Raw genomic sequence first — 16,308 nt, forward strand, 5'->3', positions numbered from 1 at the left:
TATGTAAGCTTTCGGATCGACCCAGCAAGATTAGTACCAGCTACTAAATCCATTTCAGCGTATCGGAAAAAACAAGGAATGTCAATGTCTCCTCCATCCTTCACCTGAAAGCGGAATTTCCAGGCTCACTCGTAGGGAAAATTGAATACAAAAATCCCCTCCCGTCAGGAGAGGATTTCCTCTTTTAGCCCAAATCGGCCTCCACCAGGGAGAGGGCCTCCTGATCTGCGATCAGGGTCACATCCTCATGTGAGCGAAGGATCGAAGCGGGGAGATCCGGAGTGATCTCTGTTTCCGTCAGCAGACGCTGGAGCACCGGAGCTTTCTTCGCTCCTGACGCGAGCAATAAAATACCGCGACTCTTGAGGATCGTCGCCATTCCCATCGTGATCGCATGGGTGGGTACCTGTTGTGGATCCTCAAAATGGATTTGGTTCGCCTGCCGGGTAGACTCGTCCAGTTGTACCACCTGAGTCTCACTGGAGAAGGGTGTTCCCGGCTCATTAAAGCCGATATGGCCGTTTACCCCGATCCCCAATAGTTGCAAATCGATTCCCCCAGCCTGTCGGATCATCTCCTCGTAACGGCGACATTCCGCCTCGGGTTTTTCTGCAGACCCATCGGGAAGATGTGTGTTCCCCTGGGGGATGTCCAGATGGCGAAACAGGTGCTGGTCCATGTAAGTATGGTAACTATGAGGATCATTGGCGGCCAACCCCACATACTCATCCAGATTGAACGTGGTCACTTGATGGTAGGAGGTTCCTTGTTCCTCATGGTCACGTACCAATTCCCGATAAGTCCCCTCAGGGGTACTCCCTGTAGCCAAACCGAGCACGGAGGCAGGATGTTGACGAACCACTGCAATGATTCTCCGGGCTGCCTCCCGGCTCAACTCCTCATAATCGGAAACAGCTACCACTTGGATCTTGGATTTCGATACCATATCGATTTCCCCTTCCTCAACCGCTGAAATCATGCTCATCCATACTTTATCATTCTAATTCAAGCACCCCACGACCGCAAATTCCTTGCAATGACCTCATTCCAAAATCATTTTTCAAATTAATTACATCACGGTTTCCCCTATTGATAAAACCTTCAATTGCTCCCTTGGCAGCTGGCGTTTTTTCCATTCACGCAGTAAACGCTCTAAGGCCTCGGGACCTGTGTCATCTGCCAATCGATATGCACCATAATGCATAGGAACAAATTGCTTCGCCTCTAATTCAATAAATGCCTTTACACTATCTTCAGGAGAAATATGCGAATCTGCCATAAACCATTCAGGTTCATAGGCACCAATTGGCATAAATACGATATCAATCATAAAACGTGCAGCTATTTCCTTAAAACCTGAGAAAAATCCTGTATCCCCCACAAAATAAAACGTTTTACTGGTAGTTTGAAATATCCACCCACCCCAATGGGAAGTATTCATATCGTTAAGCGACCTTCTTGTCCAGTGCTGAGCTGGTACAAAGTGAATTTTGATCCCTTCATATTCAAACGATTCCCACCAGCTCATTTCTCTTACATTTTGATAACCTTTTTTTATAAAAAGAGATTTCATCCCAATGGGAACAAAATAGTATGGATTTCCTTTTAGTTTTTTCAACGTCGGAAAATCAAGATGATCATAGTGACCATGTGAAATGACCACAACATCGATTTCTGGCAAATCTTCCAACGGAATTCCCGGTTCAGTTAATCGCTTCTGAAAACCCATTCGCTTCGCCCATACTGGATCAGTAAGTATATTAAGGCCATCAAGTTGAAACAAAAAAGTAGAATGTCCAATCCAGGTATAAGAAATTCGACTTCTGTTTTCCTTAATTTCTTGGATCCTTTTTTTTGAACATTGCGGTATATTTTCAGTTAAATCCTTCTTTTTACTTCGTCTTTCCTTCAGCCACTTTCGCATATCTCGAAACGTTTTCTTATTCGACACACCATTCAAATTAACATACCTTGTCTTCATAATTTCTCCTCTCGGACAGAGGGTCAAGTTCCGTTGTCCCAGTCCTTTCTATCAAATTTGACATAATGATTATCCTTTTATTTTTGGTGTCTATTTTTCTACGCTATAAACTATTTTATATCTTTTAATGCAGGTTGCTCTGCATTAAATACTCACTATTTATCATTCTCAGTCATGGCAGATATAAGTTTTTGCAAAGTATTATTTCTTTGCAGGCGTGTTGATTAGCCATATTTTAGGTGAGGAGATCGTGTTCACCCACGCGACCGTTGCCACCCGGCAAGGAAGTGAAATCTGGCCGCTCCCAATCTGACCATCGGGCAGGGGCAAATCCTTACGGAAGCAACACAGGGAAGATGTTGCCCCTAAACGCCCTCCCTCCAGATTCTCCGCTGGGTAGGATGGCAACCTTGCTATCGAGATTGTAGTGCCTGTGGTGCAAAGGTCGCTTTGGCAGCACACGACTCCCTTCCGCCGCCCATTTCCTGGTGAATCAACAGCCCTGATTTCTTTGGTTTCTTCTCCTCCCAGACTTTTAAATGCACCCCAAAAAGAAATTCCTGTTAATTATACTACTATTTGAAGAGATTTAAATGGAAAATGGCTGCATCTCTGCCCATCAGAAAAATTTCTCCTCCCTCTCGTCGGGGATGAAGTCTCTTTTTTTGCCATCACAACGGTTGTTTCTTTGTAATACCTAAAGGAATCTGGTCATCGATTTGGATGTCAGGTGTATCCCTGATGCGTGAGGTGTATGGGAATAGTTGAAGGTAGGGGTTCGGACGACTGGAAATCCTGTTAGCCAAGGTGGAGTCGGATCAGTGGTCCCACCAAGCGCAGGAGAATATGAGGCCCCTGTTGGATCTGGCCCGTCATCTGGGTACAGATCCCGTCGATCGATCTGAACATCCGGTCAATATGTTTGATCTCAGGCGTGTTGATTCGCCTTATTTTAGGAAGAGCCTTTGCGCTCCTTGCAATATCGTAGCCCTCCCACCCTTCCCATCCCCTCAAACCATATTTTACGATGGGGACAATGGGGAGAGCGAAAAGGTCGTTACGTTCCCATCACCCACTTTATCGTTCATCAACAGCCCTGGTTTGATCTGTATTGATCTGGAATGAAGTCCTAGTCGGAAACCAGGATCCTGCAGCGCGCTGAGGTCGCTGGCCCTGTCGACTCAGACCGTCTCCTTCCTCCCCAGGATGTCCCTATGCATCCGGTATTCCACCCCGCCTAGGATGACACCGGCCAACAGGGCCACCGGGAAACGGACATGGGAGCCGGGAAACAGAAACTGGCTTCCCCAGATGACAGCCACCATAAAGGAACCGCCAGCGAGGGTAGACAGGGGATTTCCCAGCAGGGGCAACACCCAACGGTCGGCAAAATGGCCCACCGTGGCCAGGAAGAGGACGACTCCCACCGGAGCCAGGATGGTAGAATAGCTCAATCCATCCAGCAACAGGTAAATTCCGTGTAGAACGGTCATATAGATCACCACTTTGAGAAGAAAGTTCACGTTCCATCCCTCCTCCTCTTAATATGCCTCCCATATACGCAGAAAACCGAAACCCTCCTTTCCCGAGAGACGGGAAAGGAGGGTTTCGGTTTTTCCTGTACGACTTCACCAGCCCGCCTTCGGGTGCCGTTTCAGAAAAACTTCCGGAAACAATAGCATGGGGGTCTCCTTTTGCAACGCATCCAATGCTTCTGTGACAATCAGAATAGAAAAGAAGCCGTGTGCCCGTTCATCCATGAGCAATCGTCCCCCGTGATCTTTGGCAAAGGCGAGAGCTCGTTCTGTCCCGTCCTGCAAACGGAAGCAGAAGATATAGGCGTCTTCCTGCCGGTCATACAACCAGACCCGCTGCGCTCCGCGAAAGGGAAGACGGACCTCCTCCTCCCACTCAGGCACATGGAGCATCAGCACATTTTTCTCGGCCAACTCCGCCCAGCTGCCATCCTCAGGAATGGCAGCCTCCGTGATTCGGGGTACATATCGTTCAGCCATGTCCTTCCCCTCTTTCTTCCCGCTTTCTATCTGTTTGCTCTAACAGATGGAGCAACAACGGGGTGATTCCGGTTAAATCCCATACCTCACGCTCCGCAGCAAATCGGGAGGCCGCATCTGCACCAGCTCCCACCACCAACGTGGGAACTGGATGAAAAGTGTGTGTATTCCTCCGCAAATCTTCGCTGTTCCCATGGTCACTAACCAACACCACTGTATCTTCTTCCCGTAAGCCAAGCACTACTTCGCCGAAAAACCGGTCGTACTCTCGGATCACTTGGCCCGCCAAGGTGGAATCCCGACGGTGACCTGCTAAGTCGGTCAGAAAAAACTCGTGGACCACCACGTCATAGTCCTTGCCGAGACCCAACAGGTGGCGGCCAGCCAGTTCCGGCTCGATCACGGGTACTTCCGGATTTTTCTCCACCAGGGAGCGTCGGGTTAGGTCATGGTGAACCGCACGTCCCTGTATCAGCCGATCCAACATCCGCAAGGGCTGACCCGAACTCAGCATCGTAGCAGTAGACACAGAGATCCATCCTCTGCGGGTTGTAGGAAGTTCAAAATAATCCTGAGAATAGCTGTTGGAAAAAGTAGCCTTCCATCCGCCGGCTTCCGCTTGGTGGTACAGGTTGTCCTGTTCCACCCATTCCCTCAATCGCCAAAAAGGCAACCCACGCTGATGCTCTCCCATCGCCTGGGGCCCATTGCGACCGGTAAAGATCGTCGCTTGCCCTGTCGCGCTCTGAGGCAGACCTTCCACTCCCAGCTTGGCATCTGTCGACAGGAGGAGGCTATTCTTCCCGTGGCCCCCCACGGCTTCCCCGATGAGAGGCATCCCGCCTAACGTCTGCTCTAGATGGGGAGTGGACTCCGTGTACCAGGGATTCCAATCGGCTCGCTCCCCGAGTCCCACCCCGTCGATAAACAACAAAAAGACCGACATCCCGCGCCTCCTTCCCGAACCCATCCTTGTCCTCACCATTGTATCACAGGAAACATCCCCCGGCCTTTGGTATAATACCTGTGTATCCTCAGGAACACGCCGAGGAGGGCAGTCCATGATTCAATACAATAACATGAGCCGGGAGGAATTGGAGCAAGAGATCCGGCGTCTGGAACTAGAAGAAAACCGGGCCCGCCGTTCCACCATGCCTGGAGAAGAAACGGTGATCCGACAAAAAATCAACTTTGCCAAGTCCTACCTGACCGATCCGGATACTATCCGGCCCGGGGAACGGTTTGCGGTTGAAGGAGACTCCCGCCTGTTTGAAGTGGAATATCTCAGAGGTGTGATGGCTTGGGGTCGGTGGCAAGATGAACAGATCCTCTCCGCCCTTCCCATCGGCATCTTGATACCGGCTTCCCCCTCATGATTGAGTTTTTGTCAGGAGGTAGAATGATGTCAGACTGGAATTTAACCGATGCTTACGGTGAGCAAAAAAGCGAAATCATTTCCTTGGAGCTGGAAGCTCAGTTATATGAACACCTGTTACAAGATCCCGACTTCACCTCACAGATCCAGGGACTCCGCAAAGAGATCTTTCGCCAAGTGGGAGTCTATCTGCCAGCGATCCGGATCCGTACCCTTTCCTCCATGGAACCCGGTTGTTATATGATCCGAGTACGCGGCAGGTCCGCCGCTGAAGGAGTTCTCAATCCGCCTCTCCGCTTTGCCGACCAACCCGGAGAGACCAAGTCGACTCCGGCAATTCATCCTCTGCAGCGGACTGAAGGCTGGTGGACCGAGGGGGCGGGAGAGACTTGTGCTGAAATCATCATCCGCCATGTCCGCTCCATCCTGAACCGGCGTCTGGATGATTTGATCACCTACGATTGGGCGACCCACTGGTTGAAGCAAGCCCAATCTCACAATCCAGAACTGGTGAAAGAGTTGGAATCCCGTCATCTGACCCCGGGTCTACTCTGGTCCGTGATGAAACAGCTGGCCAAGGAGAAAATCCCTCTCTCTCCCTTTGAGGAATTGTTGGAAATTATTTTGGAATATTACCTCACCCATCCCCATGAGGGGTACACTCCCCCGGAGTGGCACCAGCCCCATCCGGCAGAGATCGCCAAATATGTGGCCTCCAAAAACAAGGACCGTCGTCGCCGGGCCAGCCGACAGGAAGGGCAGGTTATCTGCTTTTCAAAGTAATAATCACTTCCGAATCCAGCAAGAAACGATCGTTTTCCTCAGGGCTGTTGATGAACCATTAATTGGATGATGGGAACGAAACGACCTTTTCGCCCTTCCATTGTCCCCATCGTAAAATATGGCTTGAGGGGAATGGGAAGGGTGGGACGGTTACAATCTCTTGCAAAGAGCGCATAGACTCTTCACCGTCCCACCATCCCGACCTGTTTTCTTACCTAAAATAGAGCGAATCAACAATCAACACGCCTGAGTTTTTCTATAAATCATCCAAGCCGGCGCCCGCATCACAAAAACCGCATCCCAGTCTAAAGGGTTGCGGTTTTTGTACGGTTAAAATCTTCACTTTTGGATCAGAACAGGGTATAGGCACCGGGGCCGGTCAGGGCGAGCCCAACAGCAACAGCGATGATAGCCACGTTATACTCAATCCCGCCTCCAGTGGCCCAGTACCCATTTTTACCGTGAACTTTGATGATCGCCACCAGCATGGTCACCACGAACAAGGCGCAACCTACAAGCATCCAAACCCCTGATGCCAGCAACAGCCCACCGACAAACTCTCCCAGTCCTCCCAACAGAGCCATCCATACACCGGGACGAATTCCGATGGATTCAAAAAATTGACCCGTTGCTTTCAATCCTTGACCTCCAAACCAGCCAAAAAGTTTTTGCGTTCCATGGGCGGCCATCGTCAGGCCAAATACCAAACGAATGATAAGAAGTCCTTCATCCATGAATCCATCCTCCTTTGAGTTATATATAGTTAGTCACTATATAAACGTAAACCACTTACCTTTAGTAATTAAAATAAAACAATCACTTACTTATTGTCAAGCCAATATGGTAAAATAGGGTTGGGAGTGGTCCAAATGTCAAATCAAGAACATCCCTGTACAACAAAACTGTGTCCCAAATTTGAGTTCGCTTTTACACTCCTGGGCAAACGTTGGACCGGACTTATCATCCGGGTATTATTGGATGGCCCTAAACGGTTTAAAGAGATCTCCACGATGATCCCCGGTATGAGCGACAAAATGCTGACAGAGCGGTTCAAAGAATTGGAAGCCGCCGGGGTCCTGACGCGGAACATCTTTCCACAGACCCCTGTCCGGATCGAATATGCTCTAACTGAAAAAGGAAAAGCATTAAAACCCGTAATGGACGAGGTTCAAATCTGGGCGGAGGAATGGTTGGACCCAGAGGACCTGTCCACAAATAAATAGGAGCCCGCTTGATTTAAAGAAGCGGGCTCTTTCCTTTGCTGGGGGTGTTGCCATGGGTAAGTTCTTTTCATTCGGGATTCTGTGGATGTTGACCGGAAATCCCTTGATCGCCCTGTTGATCCTGCTCGTTATCATCTATTTTCTGGACAGGCGCTTTGTTGGGATGTTTCCCAGTGTCACCCGCCCTTTCCGGCGAAACAGCCAACTTCGCAAGTTGAGACAGGCTCTCCAGCTCAATCCCCATCATACATCTAATAAAAGAGAACTAGCCCGTCTGCTCATGGAGAAAAAGCAGTTTCGACAAGCACTTCCCTACCTGGAGGAGGTACTGCAGGTGATCCCGGAATCCGACGAGATCCGGGCGGAAATCGGATTCTGTTGTCTGAAGTTGGGGGATTTGGAGCGAGGAGAACAGATGATGCTCGAGGCCCTGGAACAAAACCCCCGGGTCTACTACGGCGAACCCCATCTTCGTTTGGGAGAAGCCTTCAGCTCCTCTGATCAGGAAAAGTCCCTCTATCACTTGGATCAGTTTCGGGAGATCCAATCCTCTTCCAGTGAAGCCTACTATCGACTCGGCCGTTTGTATGCACAGATGGGCCGCCGGGAAGAAAGTCAAGAGGCATATCGCGAGGCGATCGCAATCTATCGCTCATTACCCAAATACAAAAAACGGACGGAACGCCCCTGGGCTCTGCGTTCCCGCTTCCGCCTGATTTTTTAGCCCTCTCCCCCCTTCAAGGGGGGATCTTTTTGAAAAAACAGTGGAATCATGCTTATCCAGTGAAGATTTCGACCATACTGGAGAACAGGAGGTGTGATGTCGGATGTATTACGTCATCATGGATTCGGAGAAATATCCCCTGTCCATTCTGCATGAAGACCAGTACTTTCAATGGTACAACCCGATGAAAAAAGACCATCGAGTGGAGTTTCGGGGATCGATGAACCAATGCTATTCCTATATCCAAAGGAAACGGATCGGTAAGACTCCCCTTATTTGACAGAATATTTTTTCGGGTCCACCCAAAAAAGCCACGGTATCAAGCCGTGGCTTTTTTTTTCATTTGGGTTACTGGGTCCTACGCTTCTTGCGAATCGGGGGAAGCAATTTATCTTTACGGACTGTTCGTTCCGGTTCCCATGTGGAAGGATCCTTTTCATCAAATTGTTCCAGAAACTTAATCACTTCCCGGGTGATCGGTGTAGGAGTAGAAGCTCCAGCAGTCACTCCGATATAGCTTTTTCCTTTTAACCATTCGAGGTCAATCTCTGTCACCTCATTCACCCGATGGGCCTCTACCCCCGCCACATCCCGCGCCACCTGAGCCAGCCGCCGGGAGTTGTTGCTCCGGGGGTCACCAACCACGATCACCATCTCTGTCTTTTTGGCCTGTTCAGCCACGGCTTCCTGCCGTTCCTGTGTCGCCAGACAGATTTCATTGACAATCTCGGCGTGGGGATACTTCTCCTTGATTTTTTTCATCAAATGACGGGTATCCCATTGACTCATCGTCGTCTGATTGGTGATCAGCACTTTTTCGGAATCCAGCTGAAGCCGTTGCACATCTTCCTCCGCTTCCACCAAGTGGACGTGATCCGGAGAGACTCCGATCGCCCCTTCCGGTTCAGGGTGCCCTTTTTTCCCGATATAGGCCACCTCGTAACCTTCTGCCACCTTCTCCTTGATCAGATCATGGGTACGGGTGACATCCGGACAGGTCGCATCCACCACGGTCAGCCCTTTTTCCCGCGCTCGCTGGCGTACTTCAGGGGAGACGCCGTGAGCGGTGAAAATCACCGTTCCCTGATCCACATCTTCCAGCAAGTCCAGCCGGTTTTTCCCGTCCAGAGTGACGATTCCATCCTCTTCAAATGCTTCCACCACATGACGGTTATGAACAATCATTCCCAAAATGTATATAGGACGGGGAAGATCCAGGTTCTTGGCTGCTTCACGGGCCAATACCATGGCATCCACCACCCCATAACAATAACCACGGGGGGTAATTCGCAACACGTCCATTCCAAAATCCCTCCCAGGCCCAGTCCGGGCCAGACAAAACATTCCCCGTTATTATAACGTACTTCCCTAAGTCTGACCAAGGTGACCGAGAACTGAGGGGAAATATAGGCACTTTTCTTAGGTACCGGTGTCTGGCCTTCCACATAGGATACAGTGTATCCGCCAACAAAGCGAAGGAGTGAGAACAACCGATGGGTGAAAAAAACCACGAGTCCCCCAAAAAACCGGTAGCACCTCTGCCCAAAATGCCAGAATACATGCCGAAAATGCCTAATTTACCCAGCTTCCCTAAGATGCCTGAGCACCACATTCCCCACAAGCCGAATTATTTTCATCATCATATTCCAAAGCACGTCCCGCATATGCACGGTCCCCATATGCCGGTCCCTCATCAGCCGATGATGAATCCCTGCAGTATGGATCCGCATATGATGTACCATCACATGAAGATGTGTCACCGAATGGAACGAAAAATGATGAAGAAGTACATGGAACACTGCGGCTGCCATCCCCATGAATCTTCCAGTAGTAGTTCCTCCAGCAGTTCTTCTTCCAGCTCCAGCTCCCATATGCACTTTGATCCCAAACATGGATTTCACCATTGGCATGGATGAGCTGAGGACAAACTTTTCGCCTCCCCTAGGGGAGGTTCATTTTTTTTTGTTTTTTCCTCGTTCCCGTATGTAAAGAACCATCAACACCATGCAGCTCACAATCATAAACAACAATAGCACATTGAACAATTCTGTGTCTGGCAATCGAGGGACCTCCCCTCAAGGTGGTCTAATCATCAAACATATACTACATTCCTGGAAGATTGTACAGGAAAAAGCCCCTTTCAGTTACAGATGAAGGAAAAGGGGCTGGATCTAAAAGGTTTGTGATTACCTGCCTTTGCAGACGATCGGGATGGAAGTTTTACATTCCGGCGCCAAAGACGCTCCATGTAAAACCCCATCCTCCCTGTGACAATATTTTCACAATATTTCGAGGGTCAGGGCTGCTGATGAACCACAAAATGGTCGGCGGAAGGGAGTCGTGTGCTGCCAAAGCGACCTTTGCACCATAGGTACTACAATTTGAAGTTAAGGATGCGCCACAGGCACTACAATCCAAAGGAGCTGAAACTCTAGATGAAGGTAGCACCACAGGCACTACAATCTCGATAGCAAGGTTGCCATCCTACCCAGCGGAGAAGTCTTACGAGAGGGCGTTTAGGGGCAATATCTTCCCTGTGTTTCTTCCGTAAGGCTTTGCCCCTGCCTGATGGTCAGATTTGGAGCGGCCAGTTTTCACTTCCTTGCCGGATGGCAATCCGAGCGTGGGTGAATACGATCTCCCCACCTAAAATATGGCTTGAGGGGACAGGGATCGTGGGAAAAATACGATCTCTTGCAAAAAACGCAGGCTAATCAACAGCCTGTTCGAGGATATGTCTCATCCATCCCTTACCGGGGTCAGACCTGTGTGACGTCTCCGATCACATCGCTCTAATCAAGGTCTTTCCAGGGTCGCAATGGAGCGATTCTTACCTCTTCGCCGAATACGGCGCGTCAGCTCTGCTGTCATCTCCCAGTAATGAAAAGGTGTGATCAAATAGATTCCATTGAACAATGAAACCGCTTCATCCAACAGCTCCTCAGCCAGCTCCACACCGATCTCCCTGCCTTTCGGTCCCTTCAAATCCTGCATTCGCTCCATCACCGATGCCGGAATTTTGACGCCAGGGAGTTCATGGTGAAGGAACAGAGCATTGCGGTGGCCGGTCAGGGGCATCACACCGATAAAGATCGGGATCGGAATTTGTCGGGTGGCTTCATGAACCCGTTGCAACGTCTCCACATCATAAATCGGCTGGGTCATAATAAAATCCGCTCCGGCCTCCACCTTTTTCTCCAAGCGGCGGATCGCCGCCTCGAGCCGGGAAACATGAGGGTTAAAAGCGGCTCCGACCACAAACCGTCCCCGTTGTCGCAAGGGCTTTCCCGAGAAGGAGATCCCTTCATTTAACTGCTTCACCATCCGAATCAGGTCAAAGGAGTTGACATCATAGATGGAGCTGGCCCCAGGTAGATCGCCGATCCGTGTGGGGTCTCCTGTCACCACTAAAATTTGATCGATGTCCAGTGCATGAAGCCCCATCAGATGGGACTGCTGTCCCAGCAGGTTTCGGTCCCGACAAGCGATATGCACCAGAGTCTCTACATGGGTCCGGCTTTTCAAGATCGAGGCGAGAGCCATATTGCTCATGCGAGGGGTGGCCATGGAATTGTCAGCGAGGGTGATCGCATCCGCACCTACCTGATGCAACATCTCCGCTCCATGGAGAAATTCTTCGATCTCGAGATCCTTGGGCGGATCAAACTCCACGATCACCGTCGTCTCCTTGCGAACCTGCTCCACCACGGTGGGCCGGGATCGCACTTGCAAGGGAAGTGAAACGACTTCTTCCTCTGGAATTTTCGGATTCACCCGGGGGATCGGGGCCAATCCTTGTAAGGCTTCTGCCACTTTGCGGATGTGCCCCGGGGTCGTTCCGCAACAGCCCCCAATCAGACGAGCCCCCTGTTCTCGCAAGGCTTTGGCCCGGCTTCCAAAATATTCAGGTGTGGATTCATATTGATATTCCCCGTCGCTCCCTCCCAAACGGCCAGCGTTGGGAAAAGCGGTAAGGATCAGCCCATCGGGAAGTACTGTTTTCTCCAAAGCCTGCTCCATTTGCAAAGGGCCGACGCGGCAATTGAGCCCTACCCCGTCCACCCCCTGCTTTTGTAGTTCGGAAAAAGCTTTCGTCAAGGGATGTCCATCCCGGGTTCTTCCCACCTCCAGCATGGTGAGCTGCGCCAGAATAGGGCGGTCGGTAAGGGGCCGGATCACCTCCAACGCCAGCAACAATTCCTCCAGATCAAAAAATGTCTCCAGAATGATTCCATCCACCCCACCGTAGAGGAGAGCAGTGGCCTGCTCTTCATATAGATCCCGATATTCCGCTGGAGACCAGCGGGGCACCCGGCCAGCATTGATGGAGCCGACAGCACCGGCCACATAAGCCTTGCCTTCCGCCGCCCGGCGGGCGATAGCAACAGATTCCCGATTGATCCGGCTCACCTTTCCTTCCAATCCGTAGCGAGAGAGACGTTCCCGATTAGCTCCGTAGGTGTTGGTTTCGATCAATCGGGCTCCTGCCTCCAGATACTGACGATGCACCTCTTCAATCCAGTCTGGTCGAGACAGAGAGAGTTCTTCTGCTATCATTCCGACGGGAATCCCCTGTTGATATAGATAGGTGGACATCGCCCCATCCCCCACCAGCAGAGAGTCTGTCAGGGCAGCCCTCAGATCCGAACGATGGGTCATTTCCTCTCCTCCTCTTTCACACGGCATTGAAATATCTCGCTTCGGGATGGGAGAAAACCATGGCCGATACCGACGCCTCCGGTTCCATCATGAATCCTTCAGTCAACTTCACTCCGATCCGCTCGGGGCGGATCAGGCGAAACAGTTTGGCTTGGTCTTCCAGATCGGGACAGGCTGGATAGCCAAAAGAGACCCGAATCCCTTGGTAGCGAGCAGAAAACCGCTGCCGCATCGTCATCTCCGGTGGATCGGGGAAGCCCCACCCGTCCCGCATCACATGGTGCAGTCTCTCGGCAAAAGCCTCCGCCAACTCCAAGGCCAAAGCCTGCACCATGTGAGAGCGCAGATAGTCGCCACTCTGCTTCCAGGCTTCCGCCCGCTCCCGAATCCCATGGCCCGCCGTCACGTTTAGAAAACCCACTGTGTCCACCACACCCGATTCCCGCGACCGCAAAAAGTCAGCCAGACACAGGTATGGAGATTTGCTCTGACGGGGAAAAGTGAAGGTTTCCAACACTTTCTCTCCAGCAAACTCCGGATCATAGATCTGGATGGTCTCCCCATCGGACTGAGCCGGAAAAAACTGATAGATTCCGTTGACGCTGAGTTCCCCCGCCCCTCGCAATTCGGCGATCATTTCGTCTAATTTCCGCTTCAGGTCTGTTGCCCGGGGATCGCCCTCTAACAGAAGTTGCTCTACATTTCCCTTCAAGCCTAGATGTTTGCCCAACAGCATCTGCTGGTTGATGTAGGGCTCCAAGTGGCTGAGGGGGTAATTTCGCAGGATGTGAGGACGATAATCCGGCGGAGAGTAGACCGGCGCCTCCCGGTTTACCGTGGAGACGTGGACAGAGGTAGCCACCCCGCCGCCTCCGGCCGCCTCCTGCACCGAAGTCCCCGAGCTACGGCTTTGTGCTTTCTCCTCCCGGTTCTGTTGCACTTCCACCACCAATTGCCGTCGTTTTTCACCATCCCGGAGCCGATTGGCCAACTCCAACCCATTCATGGCATCCTTGGCGTAGAGAACCAGTCCGTCATATTGAGGAGCGATCCGCTGATCGGTAAACTTTCGCGTCAAAGCCGCCCCACCCACCAGTACAGGCACATCCAAATGGGCCACCTTCATGTCCTGGGCGGTCAGCACCATCTGCTGAGCCGATTTGACCAACAGACCGGACAACCCCACCATATCCGGATTTTCCCGACGGCAAGCTTCTATCAGTCGCTCCGGAGGCACTTTGATCCCCAAATTGATCACATCATAACCGTTGTTGGACAAAATGATCTCCACCAGATTTTTCCCGATATCGTGAACATCCCCCTTCACTGTGGCCAATAGGATCTTTCCCTTGCTCTCCTGACTGGTTTTCTCCATGTGAGGCTCCAAAAAAGTGACCGATGTCTTCATCACTTCAGCGCTTTGGAGCACTTCTGCCACGATCAGCTGGTTATCATTGAACAGACGGCCCACCTCATCCATTCCTTTCATCAGGGGGCCGTTGATGATCTCTAGCGGTTTATACTTTTGCAATGCTTTTTCCAAATCGGGAATCAGCCCGTCTTTACTTCCCTCTACCACATATCGGGCTAAACGTTCTTCCAGAGGGAGACTCTGCACTTCTTCTTTCTGTGTCGGCTTCTTATCCCGGTAAAATCCAGCGAATTTCGCCAGAACATCGTCATAGTTTTCTTCGTTGGTTCCGAAGAGGAACAACTCCGCCTGTTTTCGCTCTGCTTCGGAAATCGAAGCGTAACGTTCCAACCGCTCTGTATTGACGATGGCATAGTCCAACCCCGCCCGGGTGCAATGATATAGACAGACCGCGTTCAACACTTCCCTGCCGGCGGTGGGCAAACCAAAGGAGACATTGGATACCCCGAGTATGGTGCTACATTTCGGCAATTCTTTCTTGATCCGACGGATGCCTTCAATGGTTTCTCCAGCAGCTCCGATATAAGCTCGGTCCCCCGTTCCCACAGGGAAGATCAGGGGATCGAAGATGATATCCTCCGGCGGAATGTGGTAATCGTTCACCAACAAGTCATAGGAGCGTCTGGCTATGGCCAGTTTTTGCTCCGCCCGGACAGCCATTCCCTCCTCGTCGATAGTACCTACGACCACGGCGGCTCCGTATCGGTGGATGAGCGGTACCACCTCCCGGAAACGGTCTTCTCCGTTTTCTAAGTTGATGGAATTGATGATCGCTTTTCCCTGGGAATACCTCAAGGCCCCCTCGATTACTTGGGGATCCGTGGAATCGATCATCAGAGGAACCTTCACTTGATTGACGGCAAACTGAAGGAACCCTTCCATATCCTCCAGCTCATCCCGGTCTGGGTCCGCCAAACAGATATCGATCACCTGGGCCCCTCCCTTCACTTGCCGCCGGGCGATTCCGGAAGCTTCCTCATACTTCCCCTCGCGGATCATGTCGCGAAACTTGCGGGAGCCAATCACATTGGTCCGCTCACCTACCAGAATCGGGCGGTTATCCTCCTCCAGAAAAAGGGGTTCAATCCCGGATACCGCAGGGGAATGGGCAGGATTGCAACGACGGGGCTCCTTGTCCGCCAGCGTTTCCGCGATCGCCTCGATGTGTTCCGGCGTCGTCCCGCAACACCCCCCGGCCACATTGATCCAACCCTGCTCGGCAAATCCAGCCAGTTTTTGTGCCAGGCCTCGTGGAGTCTCATGGTAGTGCCCCTCCTCATCGGGAAGTCCGGCATTGGGGTAACAACTCACTCCGCAATGGGCCAGCCCGGAAAGAGTCCGTAGGTGATCCCGCATGAATTCCGGACCCGTGGCGCAGTTCAACCCTACGGTCAGGGGATTTAAGTGTTGAATGGACAGATAGAAGGATTCCACGTTTTGCCCTGCCAACATCGTTCCCATGGGTTCAATGGTACCGGAGATCATCAGGGGCACTTCGCTACCCAATTGCGCAAAGGCTTGCCGAATCCCGATTCCCGCCGCCTTCACATTGAGGGTATCCTGGGAAGTCTCCAGCAACAGAAGATCGACTCCTCCTCGAATCAAACCTTGGGCTTGTTCCCGGTAGGAATCCACCAGCTGATCAAAGGTGACTCCCCCAGTGACAGAGAGGGTCTTAGTAGTGGGACCGAGAGCTCCCGCCACATAACGAGGATGATCCGGCGTAGTGTAGTCTGCGACCGCTTCTACTGCCAATCTCGCCGCCTGCCGGTTGATCTCCTCTGCCTGTTTCTGCAACCCATACTCCGCCAGCACCACCGGGGTCGCCCCAAAGGTGTTGGTTTCAATCACATCGGCTCCGGCCTGCAGATACTCTCGATGAATCCTCCGGATCAAGTCCGGTCGGGTCAAGTTGAGGTATTCGTTGCAACCGTCGTACTCTTCCCCTCCAAAATCTTCTGCTATTAATGCTGCCCCTTGCAATTGAGTGCCCATCGCTCCGTCAAGAACCAATATCTTCTCCTTCAGCCTTTGCTGGATCGGTTTTTTTCCAACTGTGCGGGTCATCCCTAGTTCACCCCTCAGAAAAGTAAAAAACCTTCCATCTCTCTGAGAT

Annotated in this window: 14 protein-coding genes; 5 read left to right on the plus strand and 9 right to left on the minus strand. The window is 51.5% G+C overall.

Translation table 11 applies throughout. From position 1 onward, the window contains the following. Nucleotides 1-184: 184 nt before the first annotated feature. From nagB to JOD24_RS06835, 5 genes are all read right to left on the minus strand, one after another. Nucleotides 185-946 carry a glucosamine-6-phosphate deaminase gene (nagB, locus tag JOD24_RS06815; protein ID WP_429246600.1) on the minus strand — a complete coding sequence of 254 codons (762 nt, stop codon included), beginning with the start codon at nt 944-946 and terminating at the stop codon, nt 185-187. 123 nt (nt 947-1,069) lie between these two features. Then, the gene (locus JOD24_RS06820) at nt 1,070-1,981 is read right to left on the minus strand and encodes an MBL fold metallo-hydrolase (RefSeq protein ID WP_380165753.1); all 912 of its coding nucleotides are present in this window, start codon (nt 1,979-1,981) and stop codon (nt 1,070-1,072) included. 1,181 nt (nt 1,982-3,162) lie between these two features. After that, nucleotides 3,163-3,504: a DUF2512 family protein gene (locus JOD24_RS06825; RefSeq protein WP_380165750.1), complete on the minus strand. Its 342-nt coding sequence runs from the start codon at nt 3,502-3,504 to the stop codon at nt 3,163-3,165. 105 nt (nt 3,505-3,609) lie between these two features. After that, nucleotides 3,610-3,996 carry a hypothetical protein gene (locus tag JOD24_RS06830; protein WP_380165748.1) on the minus strand — a complete coding sequence of 129 codons (387 nt, stop codon included), beginning with the start codon at nt 3,994-3,996 and terminating at the stop codon, nt 3,610-3,612. Then, nucleotides 3,989-4,942 carry an alkaline phosphatase family protein gene (locus JOD24_RS06835; protein WP_429246601.1) on the minus strand — a complete coding sequence of 318 codons (954 nt, stop codon included), beginning with the start codon at nt 4,940-4,942 and terminating at the stop codon, nt 3,989-3,991. Before JOD24_RS06835 ends, JOD24_RS06830 begins: the two co-directional genes overlap by 8 nt. Before the next feature lie 115 nt (nt 4,943-5,057). On the opposite strand from JOD24_RS06835, the gene JOD24_RS06840 reads away from it, so the two are divergent. Continuing rightward, nucleotides 5,058-5,372, plus strand: coding sequence for a DUF1811 family protein (locus JOD24_RS06840; protein WP_380165744.1), 315 nt, complete (start codon nt 5,058-5,060; stop codon nt 5,370-5,372). Nucleotides 5,373-5,398: 26 nt separating this feature from the next. Further along, nucleotides 5,399-6,154: an FHIPEP family type III secretion protein gene (locus tag JOD24_RS06845; RefSeq protein WP_380165742.1), complete on the plus strand. Its 756-nt coding sequence runs from the start codon at nt 5,399-5,401 to the stop codon at nt 6,152-6,154. Between the two features lie 350 nt (nt 6,155-6,504). Here the strand turns inward: JOD24_RS06845 and JOD24_RS06850 are convergent, their stop codons facing one another. Further along, nucleotides 6,505-6,888, minus strand: a complete 384-nt coding sequence (locus tag JOD24_RS06850; protein ID WP_380165740.1) for a DoxX family protein — start codon at nt 6,886-6,888, stop codon at nt 6,505-6,507. A gap of 135 nt (nt 6,889-7,023) precedes the next feature. On the opposite strand from JOD24_RS06850, the gene JOD24_RS06855 reads away from it, so the two are divergent. The 3 genes from JOD24_RS06855 (at nt 7,024) to JOD24_RS06865 (ending at nt 8,381) form a co-directional block, all read left to right on the plus strand. Continuing rightward, complete coding sequence (locus JOD24_RS06855; protein ID WP_380165738.1) at nt 7,024-7,377, plus strand: winged helix-turn-helix transcriptional regulator; 354 nt, start codon at nt 7,024-7,026, stop codon at nt 7,375-7,377. 52 nt (nt 7,378-7,429) lie between these two features. After that, complete coding sequence (locus JOD24_RS06860) at nt 7,430-8,101, plus strand: tetratricopeptide repeat protein (RefSeq protein WP_380165736.1); 672 nt, start codon at nt 7,430-7,432, stop codon at nt 8,099-8,101. Nucleotides 8,102-8,204: 103 nt separating this feature from the next. After that, nucleotides 8,205-8,381, plus strand: coding sequence for a hypothetical protein (locus JOD24_RS06865; protein ID WP_380165734.1), 177 nt, complete (start codon nt 8,205-8,207; stop codon nt 8,379-8,381). 68 nt (nt 8,382-8,449) lie between these two features. On the opposite strand, the gene JOD24_RS06870 is transcribed toward JOD24_RS06865, so the two are convergent. The 3 genes from JOD24_RS06870 to metH form a co-directional block, all read right to left on the minus strand. Continuing rightward, on the minus strand, nt 8,450-9,403 hold the full coding sequence (locus JOD24_RS06870; protein ID WP_380165732.1) for a 4-hydroxy-3-methylbut-2-enyl diphosphate reductase: 954 nt from the start codon (nt 9,401-9,403) through the stop codon (nt 8,450-8,452). Between the two features lie 1,494 nt (nt 9,404-10,897). Then, complete coding sequence (locus JOD24_RS06875) at nt 10,898-12,760, minus strand: bifunctional homocysteine S-methyltransferase/methylenetetrahydrofolate reductase (RefSeq protein WP_429246602.1); 1,863 nt, start codon at nt 12,758-12,760, stop codon at nt 10,898-10,900. 16 nt (nt 12,761-12,776) lie between these two features. After that, complete coding sequence (metH, locus tag JOD24_RS06880; protein WP_429246603.1) at nt 12,777-16,259, minus strand: methionine synthase; 3,483 nt, start codon at nt 16,257-16,259, stop codon at nt 12,777-12,779. Nucleotides 16,260-16,308 lie beyond the last annotated feature (49 nt).

It is taken from the genome of Kroppenstedtia sanguinis (assembly GCF_050433445.1).
GTDB lineage: Bacteria > Bacillota > Bacilli > Thermoactinomycetales > DSM-45169 > Kroppenstedtia > Kroppenstedtia sanguinis.

What these genes read in the sequence shown, in the direction of transcription:
- nagB (WP_429246600.1), bottom strand. Translation starts at nt 946, where the DNA reads ATGGTATCGAAATCCAAGATCCAAGTGGTAGCTGTTTCCGATTATGAG.
- JOD24_RS06820 (WP_380165753.1), bottom strand. Translation starts at nt 1,981, where the DNA reads ATGAAGACAAGGTATGTTAATTTGAATGGTGTGTCGAATAAGAAAACG.
- JOD24_RS06830 (WP_380165748.1), bottom strand. Translation starts at nt 3,996, where the DNA reads ATGGCTGAACGATATGTACCCCGAATCACGGAGGCTGCCATTCCTGAG.
- JOD24_RS06835 (WP_429246601.1), bottom strand. Translation starts at nt 4,942, where the DNA reads ATGTCGGTCTTTTTGTTGTTTATCGACGGGGTGGGACTCGGGGAGCGA.
- JOD24_RS06840 (WP_380165744.1), top strand. Translation starts at nt 5,058, where the DNA reads ATGATTCAATACAATAACATGAGCCGGGAGGAATTGGAGCAAGAGATC.
- JOD24_RS06845 (WP_380165742.1), top strand. Translation starts at nt 5,399, where the DNA reads ATGTCAGACTGGAATTTAACCGATGCTTACGGTGAGCAAAAAAGCGAA.
- JOD24_RS06850 (WP_380165740.1), bottom strand. Translation starts at nt 6,888, where the DNA reads ATGGATGAAGGACTTCTTATCATTCGTTTGGTATTTGGCCTGACGATG.
- JOD24_RS06855 (WP_380165738.1), top strand. Translation starts at nt 7,024, where the DNA reads ATGTCAAATCAAGAACATCCCTGTACAACAAAACTGTGTCCCAAATTT.
- JOD24_RS06860 (WP_380165736.1), top strand. Translation starts at nt 7,430, where the DNA reads ATGGGTAAGTTCTTTTCATTCGGGATTCTGTGGATGTTGACCGGAAAT.
- JOD24_RS06865 (WP_380165734.1), top strand. Translation starts at nt 8,205, where the DNA reads ATGTATTACGTCATCATGGATTCGGAGAAATATCCCCTGTCCATTCTG.
- JOD24_RS06870 (WP_380165732.1), bottom strand. Translation starts at nt 9,403, where the DNA reads ATGGACGTGTTGCGAATTACCCCCCGTGGTTATTGTTATGGGGTGGTG.
- JOD24_RS06875 (WP_429246602.1), bottom strand. Translation starts at nt 12,760, where the DNA reads ATGACCCATCGTTCGGATCTGAGGGCTGCCCTGACAGACTCTCTGCTG.
- metH (WP_429246603.1), bottom strand. Translation starts at nt 16,259, where the DNA reads ATGACCCGCACAGTTGGAAAAAAACCGATCCAGCAAAGGCTGAAGGAG.